This is a genomic window from Roseococcus sp., from assembly GCF_965227005.1.
Lineage (GTDB): Bacteria > Pseudomonadota > Alphaproteobacteria > Acetobacterales > Acetobacteraceae > Roseococcus.
In genome coordinates, this window is record NZ_CBDDFJ010000036.1 from 366,417 (window position 1) to 382,435 (window position 16,019).

Annotated in this window: 15 protein-coding genes; 11 read left to right on the forward strand and 4 right to left on the reverse strand. The window is 68.7% G+C overall.

Features of this window, described 5'->3' with window-relative positions; genetic code table 11:
• Positions 1–385: 385 nt before the first annotated feature.
• Together ACO057_RS19125 and ACO057_RS19130 are read right to left on the reverse strand one after the other, a co-directional pair.
• Positions 386–1,270 (reverse strand): DMT family transporter, encoded by an 885-nt coding sequence (locus tag ACO057_RS19125; protein WP_421994415.1) that lies wholly within the window; start codon positions 1,268–1,270, stop codon positions 386–388.
• A 42-nt stretch (positions 1,271–1,312) separates the two neighbouring features.
• Positions 1,313–2,290 (reverse strand): Bug family tripartite tricarboxylate transporter substrate binding protein, encoded by a 978-nt coding sequence (locus tag ACO057_RS19130; protein WP_421994417.1) that lies wholly within the window; start codon positions 2,288–2,290, stop codon positions 1,313–1,315.
• Between the two features lie 149 nt (positions 2,291–2,439).
• Between ACO057_RS19130 and ACO057_RS19135 the strand changes: the two genes are divergently transcribed.
• Positions 2,440–3,879 carry an NAD-dependent succinate-semialdehyde dehydrogenase gene (locus tag ACO057_RS19135; protein WP_421994419.1) on the forward strand — a complete coding sequence of 480 codons (1,440 nt, stop codon included), beginning with the start codon at positions 2,440–2,442 and terminating at the stop codon, positions 3,877–3,879.
• Positions 3,880–4,073: 194 nt separating this feature from the next.
• Here the strand turns inward: ACO057_RS19135 and ACO057_RS19140 are convergent, their stop codons facing one another.
• Complete coding sequence (locus ACO057_RS19140) at positions 4,074–5,069, reverse strand: DUF4238 domain-containing protein (protein WP_421994421.1); 996 nt, start codon at positions 5,067–5,069, stop codon at positions 4,074–4,076.
• Between the two features lie 172 nt (positions 5,070–5,241).
• On the opposite strand from ACO057_RS19140, the gene dnaE reads away from it, so the two are divergent.
• The 6 genes from dnaE (at position 5,242) to ACO057_RS19170 (ending at position 12,723) form a co-directional block, all read left to right on the forward strand.
• Positions 5,242–8,724, forward strand: coding sequence for a DNA polymerase III subunit alpha (dnaE, locus tag ACO057_RS19145; RefSeq protein ID WP_421994423.1), 3,483 nt, complete (start codon positions 5,242–5,244; stop codon positions 8,722–8,724).
• A gap of 111 nt (positions 8,725–8,835) precedes the next feature.
• Positions 8,836–9,183, forward strand: a complete 348-nt coding sequence (locus ACO057_RS19150; protein WP_421994425.1) for a RidA family protein — start codon at positions 8,836–8,838, stop codon at positions 9,181–9,183.
• Positions 9,180–10,100: a potassium channel family protein gene (locus ACO057_RS19155; RefSeq protein WP_421994427.1), complete on the forward strand. Its 921-nt coding sequence runs from the start codon at positions 9,180–9,182 to the stop codon at positions 10,098–10,100. The genes ACO057_RS19150 and ACO057_RS19155 overlap by 4 nt, the downstream gene beginning before the upstream one ends.
• A 111-nt stretch (positions 10,101–10,211) precedes the next feature.
• Positions 10,212–11,231, forward strand: coding sequence for an NAD-dependent epimerase/dehydratase family protein (locus ACO057_RS19160; protein ID WP_421994429.1), 1,020 nt, complete (start codon positions 10,212–10,214; stop codon positions 11,229–11,231).
• 20 nt (positions 11,232–11,251) lie between these two features.
• Positions 11,252–12,400: a DegT/DnrJ/EryC1/StrS family aminotransferase gene (locus ACO057_RS19165; protein ID WP_421994431.1), complete on the forward strand. Its 1,149-nt coding sequence runs from the start codon at positions 11,252–11,254 to the stop codon at positions 12,398–12,400.
• Positions 12,401–12,411: 11 nt separating this feature from the next.
• Positions 12,412–12,723 carry a YnfA family protein gene (locus ACO057_RS19170; RefSeq protein ID WP_421994649.1) on the forward strand — a complete coding sequence of 104 codons (312 nt, stop codon included), beginning with the start codon at positions 12,412–12,414 and terminating at the stop codon, positions 12,721–12,723.
• Between the two features lie 49 nt (positions 12,724–12,772).
• Here the strand turns inward: ACO057_RS19170 and ACO057_RS19175 are convergent, their stop codons facing one another.
• A complete protein-coding gene (locus ACO057_RS19175; protein ID WP_421994433.1) occupies positions 12,773–13,165 on the reverse strand; it encodes a metallopeptidase family protein in 393 nt (130 codons plus the stop codon).
• Positions 13,166–13,191: 26 nt separating this feature from the next.
• On the opposite strand from ACO057_RS19175, the gene ACO057_RS19180 reads away from it, so the two are divergent.
• From ACO057_RS19180 to ACO057_RS19195, 4 genes are read left to right on the forward strand one after another with little or no spacing between them, the layout of a single operon-like run.
• Positions 13,192–13,476 (forward strand): 4a-hydroxytetrahydrobiopterin dehydratase, encoded by a 285-nt coding sequence (locus tag ACO057_RS19180; RefSeq protein ID WP_421994435.1) that lies wholly within the window; start codon positions 13,192–13,194, stop codon positions 13,474–13,476.
• Positions 13,477–13,520: 44 nt separating this feature from the next.
• Positions 13,521–13,982 (forward strand): MmcB family DNA repair protein, encoded by a 462-nt coding sequence (locus ACO057_RS19185; RefSeq protein ID WP_421994437.1) that lies wholly within the window; start codon positions 13,521–13,523, stop codon positions 13,980–13,982.
• A 37-nt stretch (positions 13,983–14,019) separates the two neighbouring features.
• Positions 14,020–14,580: a glutathione S-transferase family protein gene (locus tag ACO057_RS19190; protein WP_421994439.1), complete on the forward strand. Its 561-nt coding sequence runs from the start codon at positions 14,020–14,022 to the stop codon at positions 14,578–14,580.
• A gap of 4 nt (positions 14,581–14,584) precedes the next feature.
• Positions 14,585–16,003 carry an amidohydrolase gene (locus ACO057_RS19195; protein WP_421994441.1) on the forward strand — a complete coding sequence of 473 codons (1,419 nt, stop codon included), beginning with the start codon at positions 14,585–14,587 and terminating at the stop codon, positions 16,001–16,003.
• Positions 16,004–16,019 lie beyond the last annotated feature (16 nt).

The window sequence follows — 16,019 nt, forward strand, 5'->3', positions numbered from 1 at the left end:
CCCGGCAAGATCCAAGCGAAGGCCCCATGACCATTTCACGCCCGCTGCGCCTGTTGATGGTCCTCGCCTTCCCCTTGCTTGCCTCCTGTGAGGGGGCAAGGAGCAGCGATGCTCCGACGCCCATGCGAGCGAGCGGGCCATCGACCCCCGCTCCACTTCCGTCCGAAGTGACGGACGACTACGAGGCTGCGCGGCGAGCCAGCCGCGTGGCCGCTCCGACCGGCCCCAATGCCATGCCGGGCTTCTTCCCGGTCCAGCGCGAAGGTGCCGACGTGCAGTTGGCGCCGATCCCTCAGCCGTTGCCGCGCTAACGCTCTATGGGGAGATTCCGGCGGTAGCATTATAGGCGACGGGCGAGGCCGGCCGTTCAGGTGCCCGTCTCGGATCATGCTTTTCTCAAGGCCAGCGTGACCCCGCCCAGAACCAGCACCATCGCCGCGCCCTCGCGCCACCCCAGTGGTTCCCCCAGCACGAGGCTCGCCGAGATCACCCCGATCAGCGGCACCAGCAGCGTTCCTGTCGACGCCGTCGCCGGTGGCAGCAGCCGCAGCGTCGCGAACCAGGTCACGTAGCAGAGCCCCATCGGCACCAGCGTCATATAGACCAGGACCGCCCACCCGCTCGCCGAGAGCGCTCCCCATCGCGGCGCCTCCACGAGAAACCCGAAGATCAGCATCGGCAGGCATCCCAGCCCCACCTGCCAGGCCGCCGAGGCCAGCGGCGGGATCGGCAGCGCCTTGCGGTTCAGCACCGTCCCCAGCGCGAAGAGCACGGCCGCCGCCAGCGCGAACCCCACGCCGATCAGCTTGTCCGGCCCCAGCGCGAAGCCCTGGCCGCCCAGCAGCACCCCGATCCCGGCAAAGCCCAGCACCAGCGCCCCGATCTGACGTGGCCCCGGCCGCGCGCCCAGGATCGGCCAGGCCAGCAGCGTCGCCCAGAGCGTCATCGTGTAGATGAGCAGCGTGCCCTCCGAGACGCTCAGCCACACCATGCAAAGCGTGCCGAAGCCCATCCAGGCGAAGACATTGGTGAAGCTCGCAAAGAGCAGGCGCGGCCAAGCCTCGCGCGGCACGTGCAGCGTCTCGCCCGCGCGCCAGGCCAGGGCGGCGAGGATCAGCGAGGCCGCGACCCCCGCCACGCCGCGCGAGCTCATCGGCGGCCAGTCGCGCAGCAGGATCTTCATCCCCGGCCAGTTCAGCGCCCAGCCGGCCGTCGTGACCAGGAGGAGAAGGAGGCCGAGCCTGTGGGCCCGTCGCGCGGCATGCGTCATGTCAGGGACAAGCCTGACAGAACGCGGCGGCCGCCGATATGCCTAGTCGAACACGACCCGCGCCTCGCGCACGATGGACTTCACCACCGCGCGCTCCGTCACCAGCCTTGCGCCGAAGGTCTCCGGCTGGGTTTCCGTGGCCTCGCTGCCGATCGCGGCCATGCGCTCGCGCACCGCGGCATCGGCCGTGGCGTGGTTGCAGGCGGCGGCGAGCTTGCGGATCACGCCGGGCGGCGTTCCCGCGCGGGTGAAGACGCCCGTCCAGCTCGTCACGTCGAAGCCCGGAAAGCCGCTCTCGGCGATGGTGGGGATGCTGCGATCGCCGCGCCGGATGCCGCTCGTCACCGCGATGGCCTTGGCCCGCCCGCTGGTCAGCACCGGGGCGAGCGAGTTGTAGCTCAGGATGCCCATGGGAATGGTGCCCGCCGCCAGGTCGCGCGCCACGTCGGCGCCGCCGCGATAGGACACGTGCTCGAGCTGCACATTCGCCCGCGTCGCCAGCAGCGCGCCCGAGAGGTGCCCGATGCTGCCGATGCCCGGCGTGCCATAGGGCAGGGGCTGCCCGCTGGCCTTCACCGCGGCCAGGAAGCCCGCGAGGTCGTTCACGCCCAGGCTGGGCGCCACGGCCAGGACATAGGGCTGTTCCGCGACGAGGCCGACGGGCGCGAAGGCCGTCTCGTAGTCGAAGGGCAGGCCGCGCACGGCCAGCGGCACGATCAGGAAGGAGGCCGCGTCGAAGAGCAGGGTGTAGCCATCCGCCGGCGCGCTGGCGACGATGCCGCCGCCGATGGAGCCGCCCGCGCCGGAGCGATTCTCGATCACCACGGGCTGGCCCAGCGCCTCGGTCATGCGCGGCTGCAGCAGGCGCGCGATGGTGTCCGCCTGGCCGCCGGCCGCATAGGGCAGGATGATGCGCACGGGGCGGTTGGGAAAATCGCCCGCATCGCCCTGCGCCGCGGCGGCGCGGCCCAGCAGGGGCGTGGCGAGAAGGGCGGGCAGGGTGGCTCTCCGCGTGAGCATGGCGATCTCCGGATCGTGAATTCGCGCGGAACCTAGGCCTTCCCGATGCGGCCTCCAACCACCACGTCGTCCTTGCGGATGGAGGGGCGCGGATTGCAACCCACCTCCAGCTGCGTCACCTTCTGGCCGACAATCGGAGAACATCCCACATGGCCGAATACCCCAACGTCCAGCTGCACATCGCCGGCAAGTGGCGCGACGCCGATGGCGGCAAGCGCATCGACGTGCTGAACCCCGCCAGCGAGGAAGTGGTCGGCACCGTCGCCCATGCCTCGATCAAGGATCTCGACGAAGCGCTGGAAGCCTCCGAGCGCGGCCTCGCCAAGTGGCGCAAGGTCAGCGCCTACGAGCGCTCCAAGCTGATGCGCAAGGCGGCCGACCTGCTGCGCAGCCGCGCCGACGCCATCGCCCGCCTGATGACGATGGAGCAGGGCAAGCCGCTCGACCAGTCCAAGATGGAAGTGCTCGCGGGTGCTGACGTCATCGACTGGTTCGCCGAGGAATCGCGCCGCACCTACGGCCAGGTGATCCCGGCCCGCGGCGAGGGCATCTATCAGCTCGCCATCAAGGAGCCGGTCGGCGTCGTGGCGGCCTTCACGCCGTGGAACTTCCCGATCAACCAGGTGGTGCGCAAGCTCTCCGCGGCGCTCGCGGCCGGCTGCGCCATCATCGTGAAGGCGCCGGAAGAGACGCCGGCCTCCCCGGCCGAGCTCATCAAGTGCTTCCTCGACGCGGGCGTCCCGGGCGACGTGATCGGCCTCGTCTACGGCGTGCCGAGCGAGATCAGCTCCTACCTCATCGCGCATCCGACGGTCCGCAAGGTCACCTTCACCGGCTCGACCCCCGTGGGCAAGCTGCTCTCGGCGATGGCCGGGCAGCACATGAAGCGCGTCACCATGGAACTCGGCGGCCATGCGCCGGCGATGATCTTCGACGACGCCGATGTGGACCATGCGGCCAAGACGCTCGCCATGGCGAAGTTCCGCAATGCCGGCCAGGTCTGCGTGAGCCCCACGCGCTTCCTGGTGCAGGAGAAGGTCTACGACCAGTTCGTCTCGACCTTCACGACCTATGCCAAGGGCCTCAAGGTCGGCAACGGCCTGGACGAGGGCGTCACCATGGGCCCGATGGCCAATGAGCGCCGCGTGCCGGTCATGGAGACGCTGATCGCCGATGCCCGCAGCAAGGGCGCGGAGATCACCACGGGCGGCAGCCGCATCGGCAACAAGGGCTACTTCTTCGAGCCGACGGTCGTGGCCGGCGCCACCATCGACATGCGCGCGATGAACGAGGAGCCCTTCGGCCCGGTGGCGCTGATGCGCTCCTTCAAGACGATCGACGAGGTGGTGACCGAGGCGAACCGGCTGCCCTTCGGCCTGGCCAGCTACGCCTTCACCACGAGCGGCAAGACGGCGCAGACGCTGGCGGCGGGCGTGGAGGTCGGCATGATGACGATCAACCACCTCGGCCTGGCGCTGCCCGAAGTGCCCTTCGGTGGCGTGCGCGACAGCGGGTACGGCACCGAGGGCGGGTCGGAGGCGATCGACGCCTATCTGAACACGAAGTTCGTGAGCCAGTTCGGGCTCTGAGCGTGACTTGAGAGGGGCTCTGCCCCTCTCAAACTCTCCCCGCCAGGGCTTTTGGCCCTGGACCCTGTGAGCATCGGGGCGACTTTGCCAACCATTATGCGGTCAAGTCGCCAACAGGGTCGCATTCTAAAGCTCTCAAGCGAGTGAAGAACTACTCGTTCGTCTCAGGTCTCCAGGTCCTTCCGCTTCCGTCATCACCGGATTGGTTCGGTAGGGAGATCGGTGTCGCGCATTTCAAACATCAACTGAACCATCCAGTCGAAGACGCCCGGCAGCCTCAATCCGTGCGGAGGAAGGAGCTCGACGTCGTCCCGATGCAGTAAGGAAGGCCTGGGGTGAGCAAGCCTCAAGGCCGCCGTATTGTCCGGCTTGGGGAGGAGAGACTGCTCCGGCGCAAAGATGTTCTCGTGAGCTGAGGCGACGCACTTTTGGTTCAACATGCCGATCAGCGGGTGATCTGCCTCTAGCACCTGAAACACAGCAGGCGGGTCGCGCCACTCGGCCACGAGGCAGGCATTCATCGCGAGTGGCAAGGTGAGCGTCGCACCTTTGTCGAGAATGGAACAGTTGGAGTCCGGAAGGCCCGATAACCGAAATAGGGCGATTGAGACTGGGTCATCTGAGGTGAGGAACCGCGCGTCTCCGGAGGTCCTGATGACACTCCAGGACATGTGGGAGATGATCTGGCCGAGCTTCATCATGTGCATCAGCGCATGGGCGTGGAGGTGCTCCGGGCGGACTACCGTGAGGCCGAAGTGCCGCCTCAGCGTCTCAGTCAGCCGAGCTTGGAATGCCTTGGTCCGAATGATCATGTTTGCCACGAACGAAGCGTAGTGGTGCCTCTCCTCTATCAAGAGAGCGCCGCCGGCCGCGAGGCGCCGCGTCAGTTCTCCTGCATCTGCCTCCGTGCGCGCGAAGGCGTTCTCGACGTCGTCCCGCTTATTTCCATCCGCACCAGTGAACGTATAGAGGTCCCGCTCCATAGGGGCGCCCTCTAGGTTCGAGGGGCGCGACTTGCCGCTACGAAGGTGATGGATCCATAGGACGGAATCTCTTCGGACGTCGCGCGCTTCCTCCGATCCCGGGCAAAAGCCGGAGAGATACTCGCAGCCGATGATGTGGTGCCGGATCTTTCTCTGCGCCGAAGGCAGCGAGACTGGAAGGTCTTCAAGAGTGATACGGCGAGTCATCGCCTCATACTTTAGGGGATGTCGCGCGTTTCGGACACGATTATCCCTGCCCGCAGCGCTGCAAATTCCGCCAATGAAGTCAAAAGCAGAAACTGAGCGCCGAATACGAAGTCGATAGCCGGAAGGTGCAGGAAACTCAGTTTCCTGCCTCCGCTGTGCTACCCTCCCGCCCATGCCCGAGTCCTTCATCCACCTCCACACCCATTCGAGCTATTCCCTCTCCGAAGGTGCCATCAAGGCCGACAAGCTCCCCGCTTTGGCCCTCGAAGCCGGCATGCCGGCGGTCGCCCTCACCGACACCGCCAATCTCTTCGGCGCCCTCGAATTCGCCCAATACTGCTCCGGCAAGGGCGTCCAGCCCATCATGGGCTGCCAGCTCTGGCTCTCCCGCGCCGCGACCGGCGAGGAGCGGCCCGAGGCCCTGCGCAACGGCGCCGACTGCGTCACGGCCTTGGCCATGGACGCCGAGGGCTGGATCAACCTCCAGCGGCTCTCCTCCCTCGGCTGGCTGAACGACGACATCTCGGGCAAGCCCGCGATCAGCCTCCAACAGCTTTTGGAGAACGCGCCCGGCATCTTCCTGATGACGGGCGGCGACCACGGCCCGCTCTCCCGCCTCATCGTCGAAGGCCGGCGCGACGCGGGGCGGACCTTCCTCCACGCCCTGCGCGAGGCCTTCCCCGACCGCCTGGCCGTCGAGCTCATGCGCCACCAGACCGAGCGCCAGCAGGCCATCGAGCCCGGCCTGCTGCGCCTGGCCGACGAGGCCGCTTTGCCCATCGTCGCCACCAACGACGTCTATTTCGCCAAGTCCTCGATGCACCTCGCGCACGACGCGCTGCTCTGCATCGCCGAGGGCCGCCTCGTCGCCGAGGCCGATCGCCGCCGCGTCACCGCGCATCACTGGTTCAAGCCGGCCGCCGAGATGCGTGCCCTCTTCGCCGACCTGCCCGAGGCCTGCGACAACACGCTCGCCATCGCGCGCATGTGCTCCGTCATGGCGGAGAGCAAGAAGCCCGAGCTGCCCATCTGCCCCAAGGTTCGCCCCGGCAGCACGGAGACGGAAACCGTCGCCGCCATGGCGCGGGAAGGGCTGGCCAAGCGCTTCCCCGAGGGGGTGCCCGAAGTCCATGCCGAGCGCCTGGAATACGAGCTCGGCGTCATCGATAAGATGGGCTTCTCCGGCTACTTCCTCATCGTCGCCGACTTCATCCAGTGGGCGAAGGAGCAGGGCATCCCCGTGGGGCCAGGCCGAGGCTCGGGCGCGGGTTCCGTCGCCGCCTGGGCGCTGGCCATCACCGATCTCGATCCGCTGCGCTTCGGCCTGCTCTTCGAGCGCTTCCTCAACCCCGAGCGCGTCTCGATGCCCGACTTCGACATCGACTTCTGCCAGGACCGCCGCGACGAGGTGATCGACTACGTCCGCCGCGAATACGGCGCCGAGCGCGTCGCGCAGATCATCACCTTCGGCAAGCTGCAGGCCAAGGCGGCGGTGCGCGACGTCGGGCGCGTGCTGGGCATGCCCTATGGCCAGGTCGACAAGATCGCGAGCCTGATTCCCAACAACCCGGCCAATCCCGTCTCGCTCGGCGATGCGATCAAGGGCGAGCCTCGCCTGCAGGAAATGCAGCAGAACGACGAGGCCATCGCCAAGCTGCTCGACACGGCGCTCCAGGTGGAGGGGCTGTACCGCAATGCCTCGACGCATGCCGCCGGCGTGGTGATCGGGCGGCGGCCGCTGATCGACATCACCTCGATCTATCGCGACCCGCGCTCGCCCTCGCTCATCACCCAGTACTCGATGAAATACGTCGAGCAGGCGAGCCTGGTGAAGTTCGACTTCCTGGGCCTCAAGACGCTCACCGTGCTGCAACGCGCGGTCGAGCTGCTGCGCGCCCAGGGCATCGAGGTCGATCTCGCCGCCGTGCCGCTGGACGATAAACTGACCTACGAAATGCTGGCCCGTGGCGATGCGGCCGGCGTGTTCCAGTTCGAAGGCCAGGGCATGCGCGACTGCTTGCGCGCCATGCGCCCCGACCGCTTCGAGGACCTGATCGCCGCCGTCTCGCTCTATCGCCCGGGCCCGATGGAGAACATCCCGGCCTATTGCGCCCGCAAGCACGGCGAGAAGTGGGCCTCGCCGCACGCCTGCATCCACGAGATCCTGGCCGAGACCTATGGCATCATGGTCTACCAGGAGCAGGTGATGCAGATCTCGCAGGTGATGGCGGGATATTCGCTCGGCGGGGCGGACCTGCTGCGCCGCGCCATGGGCAAGAAGAACATGGCCGAGATGGCGCAGCAGCGCGCCATCTTCGCGGAGGGCGCGGAGAAGAACGGCGTCCTCGCCGAGACGGCCGGCGAGGTCTTCGACCTGATGGAGAAGTTCGCCAATTACGGCTTCAACAAGTCGCACGCGGCGGCCTATGCGCTGGTCGCCTATCACACGGCCTGGCTGAAGGCGAACCATCCGGTGGCCTTCCTCGCGGCCTCCATGACGCTCGATCTCGACAAGACGGACAAGCTCGCCTCGCACATGCAGGAGGCCGGGCGGCTCAAGATCAAGGTGCTGCCGCCCGACATCAACAGGAGCGGCGCCGAATTCACCATCGAGGAGTGGACGCCCCCGCCCAGGCCGCCCCAGCCCTCGGGCGAGCCCGCCCCGGTCGAGACCGGCTGGAACAGCCAGGCCATCCGCTTCGCGCTGGCAGCCGTGAAGCGCGTGGGCATGCAGGCGATGCGCGAGCTGGTCGCCGCGCGGCGGGCCACCGGCCCCTTCAAGAGCCTCGCCGACTTCGCCGATCGCGTGGACCCGCGCGTGATCAACAAGATGCAGGTGGAGAACCTCGCCAAGGCCGGCGCCTTCGACAGCCTGGAGAGCAACCGCGCCCGCCTCGTCGCCGGCGCCGAGACCGTGCTGCGTCGCGCCCAGGCTTCGGCCGAGGACCGCAACAGCAACCAGATCGGGCTCTTCGGCGCGGTGGAGCAGGGGCCGTCCCTGCTGCGCCTGCCCGAGGCGGTGAGCTGGCCGCAGCTGGACAAGCTGGCCTTCGAGGCCGAGGCGGTGGGCTTCCACCTCTCGGCCCATCCGCTCGACGAATACAAGGGCGCGCTGCGCCGCCTCGGCACCGTCCCCTCGGCGCTGATCGCCGACCGGGCGCGCGCGGGCACCACGCGGCTCAAGCTCGCCGGCACGGTGACGGCGCGCAAGGAGCGCAACACGCGCACCGGCAGCCGCATGGCCTGGGTCAGCCTCTCCGACCAGACCGGCAGCTTCGAGGTGACCTTCTTCAGCGAGGTGCTCAACCGCTCGCGCGAGCTGATGGAGGAGGGCACGGCCGTGCTCGTCACGGCCGAGGCGCGGATGGACGGCGAATCCCTGCGCCTCACGGCCCAGGACATCGAGAGCCTGGAGAAGGCGGCGGCCGGGGTGGGGCAGGGGATGCGCATCTTCCTCGATGCGGGCACCGCCCTGCCGGATATCCGCAAGGTCCTGGAGCGTGACGGCAAGGGGAAGGGGCGCGTCAGCCTGGTGCCGCATCTCGCGGCCGGGCAGGAGGTGGAGCTCACCCTGCCGGGCACCTGGAACGTCTCGCCGCGGGTGATGCAGGCGATGAAGCTGCTCGCCGGCGTGGAGAAGGTGGAGGAGGTCTGAACTTTGCCGCTCTTCGCGGCAAGGGATGGCTGACCTGCGCCGCGCCCTCGGTTAGCTTGCCTCCCTGGAGCCCGGCGCGGATCCGCGCCGGCATGAATGGGAGTTGAGGCGATGATCCTGCGACTGGCGGAGGAGAAGCGGCTTTCGGGCGCCGTGGTGCATGGCAATATGGTCTATCTGGCCGGCCAGGTCGCCGATGATTCGAGCCTCGACGCCGAGGGCCAGACCGACGACGTGCTGCGGCAGATCGACGCGCTGCTCGCCGTGGCCGGCACCAGCAAGCAGTATCTGCTGAGCATCCAGATCATCCTGGCCGACATCAACGACGCCCCGGCGATGAACCGCGCCTGGGACAAGTGGCTCGACCCCGCCCACAAGCCCGCGCGCATGACGATCCAGGCGCCGCTGGTGGATCCGAGCTGGAAGGTCGAGATCACGGGGGTCGCCGCCCTGCCGTGAAGGCGCGCCCCTCCCCGCACCGGATGGTCCTGCTGGCGACGGGGATGACCCTCGCCTTCATGCTCCTTGTGGCGATGGGCGTGTCGGATCAAGGCTGGGCCTTCGCCGCGGTGGCGCTGGTGATCGCGAGCCTGGCGCTGGGAGGGCTGCATTTCGTCTTCCCGCACGGGCTGCTCTTCGCGCTCGGCCTCGCGAACGGCCTGGCGATCTATGTTTGCCTTTTCGTGGTGATCGCGCGCGCCTCCTTCCCCGAGGCGGCCGAATGGTCGCGCAGCGTGGCCTTCCTGCTGCCGGTGCTGTCCTTCGTGCTGGCCTGCGTGGCGCGGCGCCGCGCGCTGACGGCCGCCGCCTCGTCGGAGATGGGGGCCGACCTGAAGCATCTGCCGCGCTTCGTGCGCTGGATGATCCCGACGGCGCTGGTGGGCGCCGTCTCGCTCTCGCTGCCGGTCAATCGGGTCGATCCGGAATGGCAGACGCTGGCGCTGCTCTTCGCGATGGGCCTGATCGCGGCCATCACGGCGGCCTCGGTCGGGCCCATCGTGCGGCTGCTGGTGGATATCGCGGTGATCATGCGGCAGGTCGGCGACCGGGTGATGGTGCTGGCCGTGCCGATCGCGACCTATGTGAGCCTCTTCGCCTTGCTGGCCGTGGCCTTCGGCTGCCTCTACCGCATCGCGGACGGCTTCTCGAGCGGGCCGATCTTCGTCCTGATGGGGCAACCCGGGCGGCTGTCCTTCTCGGATGCGCTGCACTTCAGCATCGTCACCCTCTCCACGGTCGGCTATGGCGACATCCAGCCGGCGGATGACGGGATCCGGATCCTGACGGCGATTCAGATGATCCTGGGGCAACTTCTGCTGCTCTTCGGCTTTGCGGAAATCATGCGGAGCCACGGCACGGGCAGGCCGGACCAATGAAGCCGTGGGCCCATGAAGCCATGGACAAATGAAGCCACGGGGCTGGCGTGATTCCGCCGTATTGCGCGACAAGATGGCGACAGTGGAACAGGCGATGGGCAAGTGACGGCGATGTTGGGTGATCCTGGCTTCTGGAAGCGCAAGCGGGTGCTGGTGACGGGGGGCGCGGGCTTCCTCGGCAGCAATCTCTGCCACGCGCTGGCCGCGCTGGGCGCGCGGGTCACCGCGCTCGACGCCATGCAGCCCGAGGGGGGCGCGAACCCGGCCAATCTCGAGGGCGCGGGCGTCATGCTCGTGCGCGGCGACCTGCGCGACACCGAGCTGCACAGCCTCTGCGATCGCATCGACGTCCTGTTCAACATGGCCGCCCAGACCAGCCATATGGGCGGGCAGAAGGACCCCGTCTCGGACATCGCGATCAATGCCGTGGCCCAGGTGCGCCTGATCCAGGTGATGCGCACGGCCGCGCCCCAGGCGGCGGTGCTGCATGCCTCCACGCGCCAGTTCTACGGCCGGCCGATCAGCCTGCCGGTGAACGAGCTGCATCCCGTCAATCCGCCCGATGCCAATGGCGTCTCCAAATGGGCCGGCGAGCAGTATTGGATGCTGGAGAACCGGGTGCTGCACCGCCCCGTCGTCTCGCTGCGCCTGACCAATTGCTACGGCCCGCGCCTGCGCATCGCCGATGCGCGGCAGACCTTCCTCGGCATCTGGATGCGCAAGCTGCTGGAGAACGAGCCCTTCGAGGTCTGGGGCGGCGAGCAGCTGCGCGACCTCGCCTATGTGGACGACGTGACGCGCGCCTTCCTCATGGCGGCCGAGCAGGCGTCCAAGCCGGGCGTGTCGGGCGAGGTCTTCAACCTCGGCGGCTCGCCGCCTATCTCCCTGCGCGACCTCGCGGGCGCCATCATCGCCGCCAATGGCGGCAAGGGCGGCTTCACCACCCGTGAATTCCCCGCCGACCGCGCGCCGATCGACATCGGCAGCTATCACGCCGATGACAGCGCCTTCCGCTCGGCCACGGGCTGGGCGACGCAGGTCTCGCTGGCCGAGGGGTTGCGCCTCAGCCTCGACTGGTATCGCGATCGCATGAGCGACTACGTTGACCTCGATCAGGCCGTGAAGGCCTGACGCCGGGAAGGACCACCAAGATGAACGCCTCCCTCCCCATGCTTCCCTTTGCCGATCCGGGCGCGGGCTATCGCGCGCTCCAACCGGAGATCGACGCGGCCGTGGCGCGCGCCTTGGCCTCGGGCTGGTACATCCTCGGCAAGGAGGGCGAGGCCTTCGAGGCCGAATTCGCCGCCTGGCTGGGCGACAAGCCCGAGGCGCCGCAGATGCACGCCGTCGGCTGCGCCAATGGCACGGACGCCATCATGCTCATCCTGCGCGGCATGGGCATCGGCGAGGGCAGCACGGTCGTGACCGTGAGCCACACCGCGGTGGCCACCGTGGCCGCCATCGAGATGGTGGGCGCGACGCCGCTGCTGCTCGACATCGACCACGACACCTACACCATGGACGCCGACGAGCTGGCCTCGGTCCTGGCCGATCCGCCGCCGGGCCTGCCGCCGATCCGCGCCGTGATCCCGGTGCATATCTACGGCCAGGCCGTCGATCTCGGCCCCATCAAGGAGGCCTGCGACGCGGCCGGCGTGATGCTGATCGAGGATTGCGCGCAATGCCATGGCGCGGAGCTGCACGGCTGGAAGCTGGGCACGATCGGCCATGCGGCCGCCTTCAGCCTCTATCCGACGAAGAATCTCGGCGCGCTGGGCGATGGCGGCATCCTGGCCACGCCGGACCCCGAGCTCGCCGCGCGCATCGCCGCCATCCGGCAATATGGCTGGAAGCGGCGCTATATCAGCGACCTGCAGGGCGTGAATTCGCGGCTGGACGAGGTGCAGGCGGCGATCCTGCGCGTGAAGCTGCAGCATCTCGATCGCCAGAACGCCCGCCGGCGCGAGATCGCCGACGCCTATGACGCCGCCCTCTCGGGCACGGCGCTGACGGCGCCGGCGCGCCGGGCGGATGCCTATCACGTCTTCCACCTCTATGTGCTGCGCCACCCCGAGCGCGACGCCTTCATGTCCAAGCTGAAGGCGCTGGGGATCGGCACGGGCATCCACTACCCCATGCCGGTGCACACCCAGCCGGCCTATGCGGGGCGCGTGGCGCTCGGCCCGGCCAATTGCGCCGAGACGGCGCGCACGGCGCAGGAGGTCTTCTCCCTGCCGATGTTCCCCGAGATGACGGACGAGCAGGTCGCTCGCGTCTGCCTCGCGCTGCGGCAGCTCTGATCCCGGCGGTCATCTTTCCGGCCGCCGCGCTGGCGGAAATCGCCGGCTGCTTCGCCTTCTGGGCCGTGCTGCGTCAGGGGGCGAGCGGCTGGTGGCTGGCGGCGGGCGTGGCCTCGCTGGTGGTCTTCGCCTGGCTGCTGACGCTCGCACCCGGCGATGCGGCAGGCCGGGCCTTCGCGGCCTATGGCGGGGTCTATGTCGCGGCGTCGCTGGTCTGGCTGACGGCGGTCGAGGGCTTCCGGCCCACGGCCTGGGATCTCGGCGGCGCGGCGCTCTGCCTGCTGGGCGCAAGTGTGATCGTGCTGGGCGCGCTGCGGGGCTGAAGCTTCTTCCGGGCATCTTCACCGCTCCGGCGAAGGCGCCGGAGCTGCCCTAATCCTCGTTTTCGAGCCGGTCGATATCTTCGTCCGAAAGCCCGAAATGATGGCCGATCTCGTGGATCACCACGTTGCGGATCAGCCGGAACAGATCCTCGCCCGTCTCGATCCATTCCAGCAGGATGGGCTCGCGGAAGAGCAGGATGGTGTCCGGCGCGGCCGGCGCGTCCAGCACGGATTTCTGCGTGAGCGGCGTGCCGCGATACAGCCCGGTCAGCTCCCAGGCGCTGTCCAGGCCCATCTCGGTGGCGAGCTCGTCATCGGCCACCTCCTCGACGAGGATGGCGGTGCCGCGCACCATCTCGCGCAGCTCGACGGGGATTGCGGCGAAGGCATCCTCCGCCATTTCCAGGATGTCCTCGAGGCTTGGGGGCGTGGTCGGGCGCATGCGCCTGAATGACACGGGAGGCTGAAATGGTCGAGAAGCTCGATGCCGCCGGACGGGCGAAGCTGGCGGAACTGCCGCATTGGAAGATGGTGGAGGGCCGCGACGCCCTCCGCCGCGACTTCCGCTTTCCAGACTTCTCCGAGGCCTGGGGCTTCATGGCCCGCGTCGCGCTGCTCGCCGAGGCGCAGGACCACCATCCGGAGTGGTTCAACGTCTACAACAAGGTCGAGATCACGCTCTCCACCCATGACGCCGGTGGGCTGTCGCTGCGCGACCTGAAGCTGGCGGCGGCGATCGACCGGCTGGTTTAAGTTCCCCTCTTGTTCTCGCGTGGCGCCTGGGCGAAAATCCGGCCATGGACGCCGCCGCCCGCACCCTCGCCACCACCCGCGCCGCCATGCGCCACTGCCTCACCCGCGCCTGGTCGCCGCTGAGCGAAGTGCCGCTGCCCGATGGCCGCCGCGCCGACATCCTGGCCCTGCGCCCGGACGGCGGCTTCGTCATCATCGAGGTAAAGTCCTGCGCGCGGGATTTTCTCTGCGACGGCAAGTGGCAGGACTACCGCGCCTTTTCCGACGAGCTGCACTTCGCTGTCGATCTCGATTTTCCCCAGGCCCTGCTGCCCGAGGATGTCGGCCTGATCGTCAGCGACGGCTGGGAGGCCTCGCCGATCCGCGAGGCGCCGCCGCACCCCATGGCGCCCGCCCGCCGCAAGGCGCTCATGCATCGCTTCGCGACCCTGGCCGCCACGCGTCTCGCCGGCCTCACGGACCCCATGGGGCTCACCGAACGCCGCGCCGCCCTGCGGCTGGACTGAGGCCTCCCCCGGGGGCAGCATCGCGCCCGGAGGAACCATGATCCTGTACATCTCGCCGGGCAGCCCTTTCGCCCGGATCATCCGCGTCCTGGCGCGCGATCGCGGCCACGCCTTCGAGGAGATCGAGGTCCCGCTTCGCGACCCGGCCTCGTCTCTGCTGCCCTATAGCCCCGCTGGCCGCGTCCCCACGCTGCGCGACGGCGAGGACGTGCTGGTGGAGGTGCCCCTCATCCTCGCCCATCTGGGCTGGCTGCCCGCCGATGCGCCCGCGCGCGGCCGCCTGGGCCGGTCGCTGTCCTTCCTCGACGGCATCGCGGTGTGGAATCGCGACCTCCGGCGCCCCAAGGGCGAGCAATCGCTCCCCTTCCAGGCCATCGAGCGCGCCCGCGCGGCCCGCACCCTCGATGCCATGACGCCCGAGGATTACGACGCCTTCACCCCCGAGGGCGTGGCCCTGGCCTGTGCCCTGGGCTATTGCGAGCGACGGCACACGGTCTTCCGCTGGCGCGAGGGCAGGGGCACACTCGCCGCCTGGTACGACGCCGCCATCGCACGGCCCGCCTTCCAAGAAACAACTCCGCCCCTATCCGGGATTTAGAACCATGAAGAACAGCGAACCCGTCTGGCGCCACGTCGAGGCCAAGCAGGACGCCGCCATCGAGCTCTCCGACCGCGTCTGGGGCATGCCCGAGCTGGCCTATGCCGAGACCCGCTCGGCCGCCGAGCACACGGCCTATCTTAACGCCGAAGGCTTCCGGGTCACGGAAAACCTCGCCGGCATCCCTACCGCCATGATGGGCGAGTCGGGCGAGGAAGGCCCGGTCATCGCCATCCTCGGCGAGTTCGACGCGCTGCCCGGCCTGTCCAACGAGGCGGGCGTTGCCGAGCACACCCCCGTTCCCGGCGACGGCAACGGCCATGCCTGCGGCCACAACCTGCTGGGCGCGGCCTCGCTTCTCGCCGCCACCGCGGTGAAGGACTATCTGGCCGCCAACGGCCTCAAGGGGCGCGTGCGCTATTACGGCTGCCCGGCCGAGGAAGGCGGCGCCGCCAAGGGCTTCATGGCCCGCGCCGGCCTCTTCGACGACGTGGACATCGCCATTTCCTGGCACCCGGCCTCCTTCGCCGGCGTGAACGAGCCGATCTCGCTGGCCAATACGCGCATCGACTTCACCTTCCACGGCCGCGCCAGCCATGCCGCGGCCTCGCCGCATCTGGGCCGCAGCGCGCTCGACGCGGTGGAGCTCATGTCGGTCGGCGTGAACTACCTGCGCGAGCACGTCCCCTCCGAGAGCCGCATCCACTACGCCTATCTCGATGCCGGCGGCGTGGCGCCCAATGTGGTGCAGGCCAAGGCGAAGGTGCGCTACCTGATCCGCGCCTCGGACGTGGCCTCGCTCAAGCCGCTGGTCGAGCGCGTGCGCAAGATCGCGGACGGCGCGGCGCTCATGACGGGCACGACCGTGACGACGCAGGTGATCTCGGCCGTGTCCAACCTGCTCGGCAACGACCCGCTCGAGAAGCTGATGCAGGACAACCTGGATCGCCTCGGCCCGCCGCCCTTCGACGCCGCCGACCGCGCGGCGGCGAAGAAGTTCCAGGACACGCTTTCGGCCGAGGACGTCTCCTCCGCCTTCCGCAAGATGGGCATGCCGATCATCGAATCCGCTCTGACCGACGCCATCGTGCCGCTCGATTCCAAGCGCGCGCCGATGGTGGGCAGCACCGATGTGGGCGACGTCTCCTGGAAGGTGCCGACCGTGCAGGCACGGGGTGCGACGCATGCCATCGGCACGCCGCTGCATTCCTGGCAGGCGACGGCCCAGGGCAAGCTGCCCCACGCTCATAAGGGCATGGTGCATGTGGCCAAGGTGATGGCCGGCACGGCAATCGACGCGCTGAACAACCCCGCGATCATCGCGGCGGCCAAAGCCGACCACGCCGCGCGCGCGGGCGGCCCCTACCAGTGCCCGCTTCCGGAAGACGCGACGCCGCCGATCGGCATGTCGCTCGCTATCTGACGGATCGTCGCTGAGG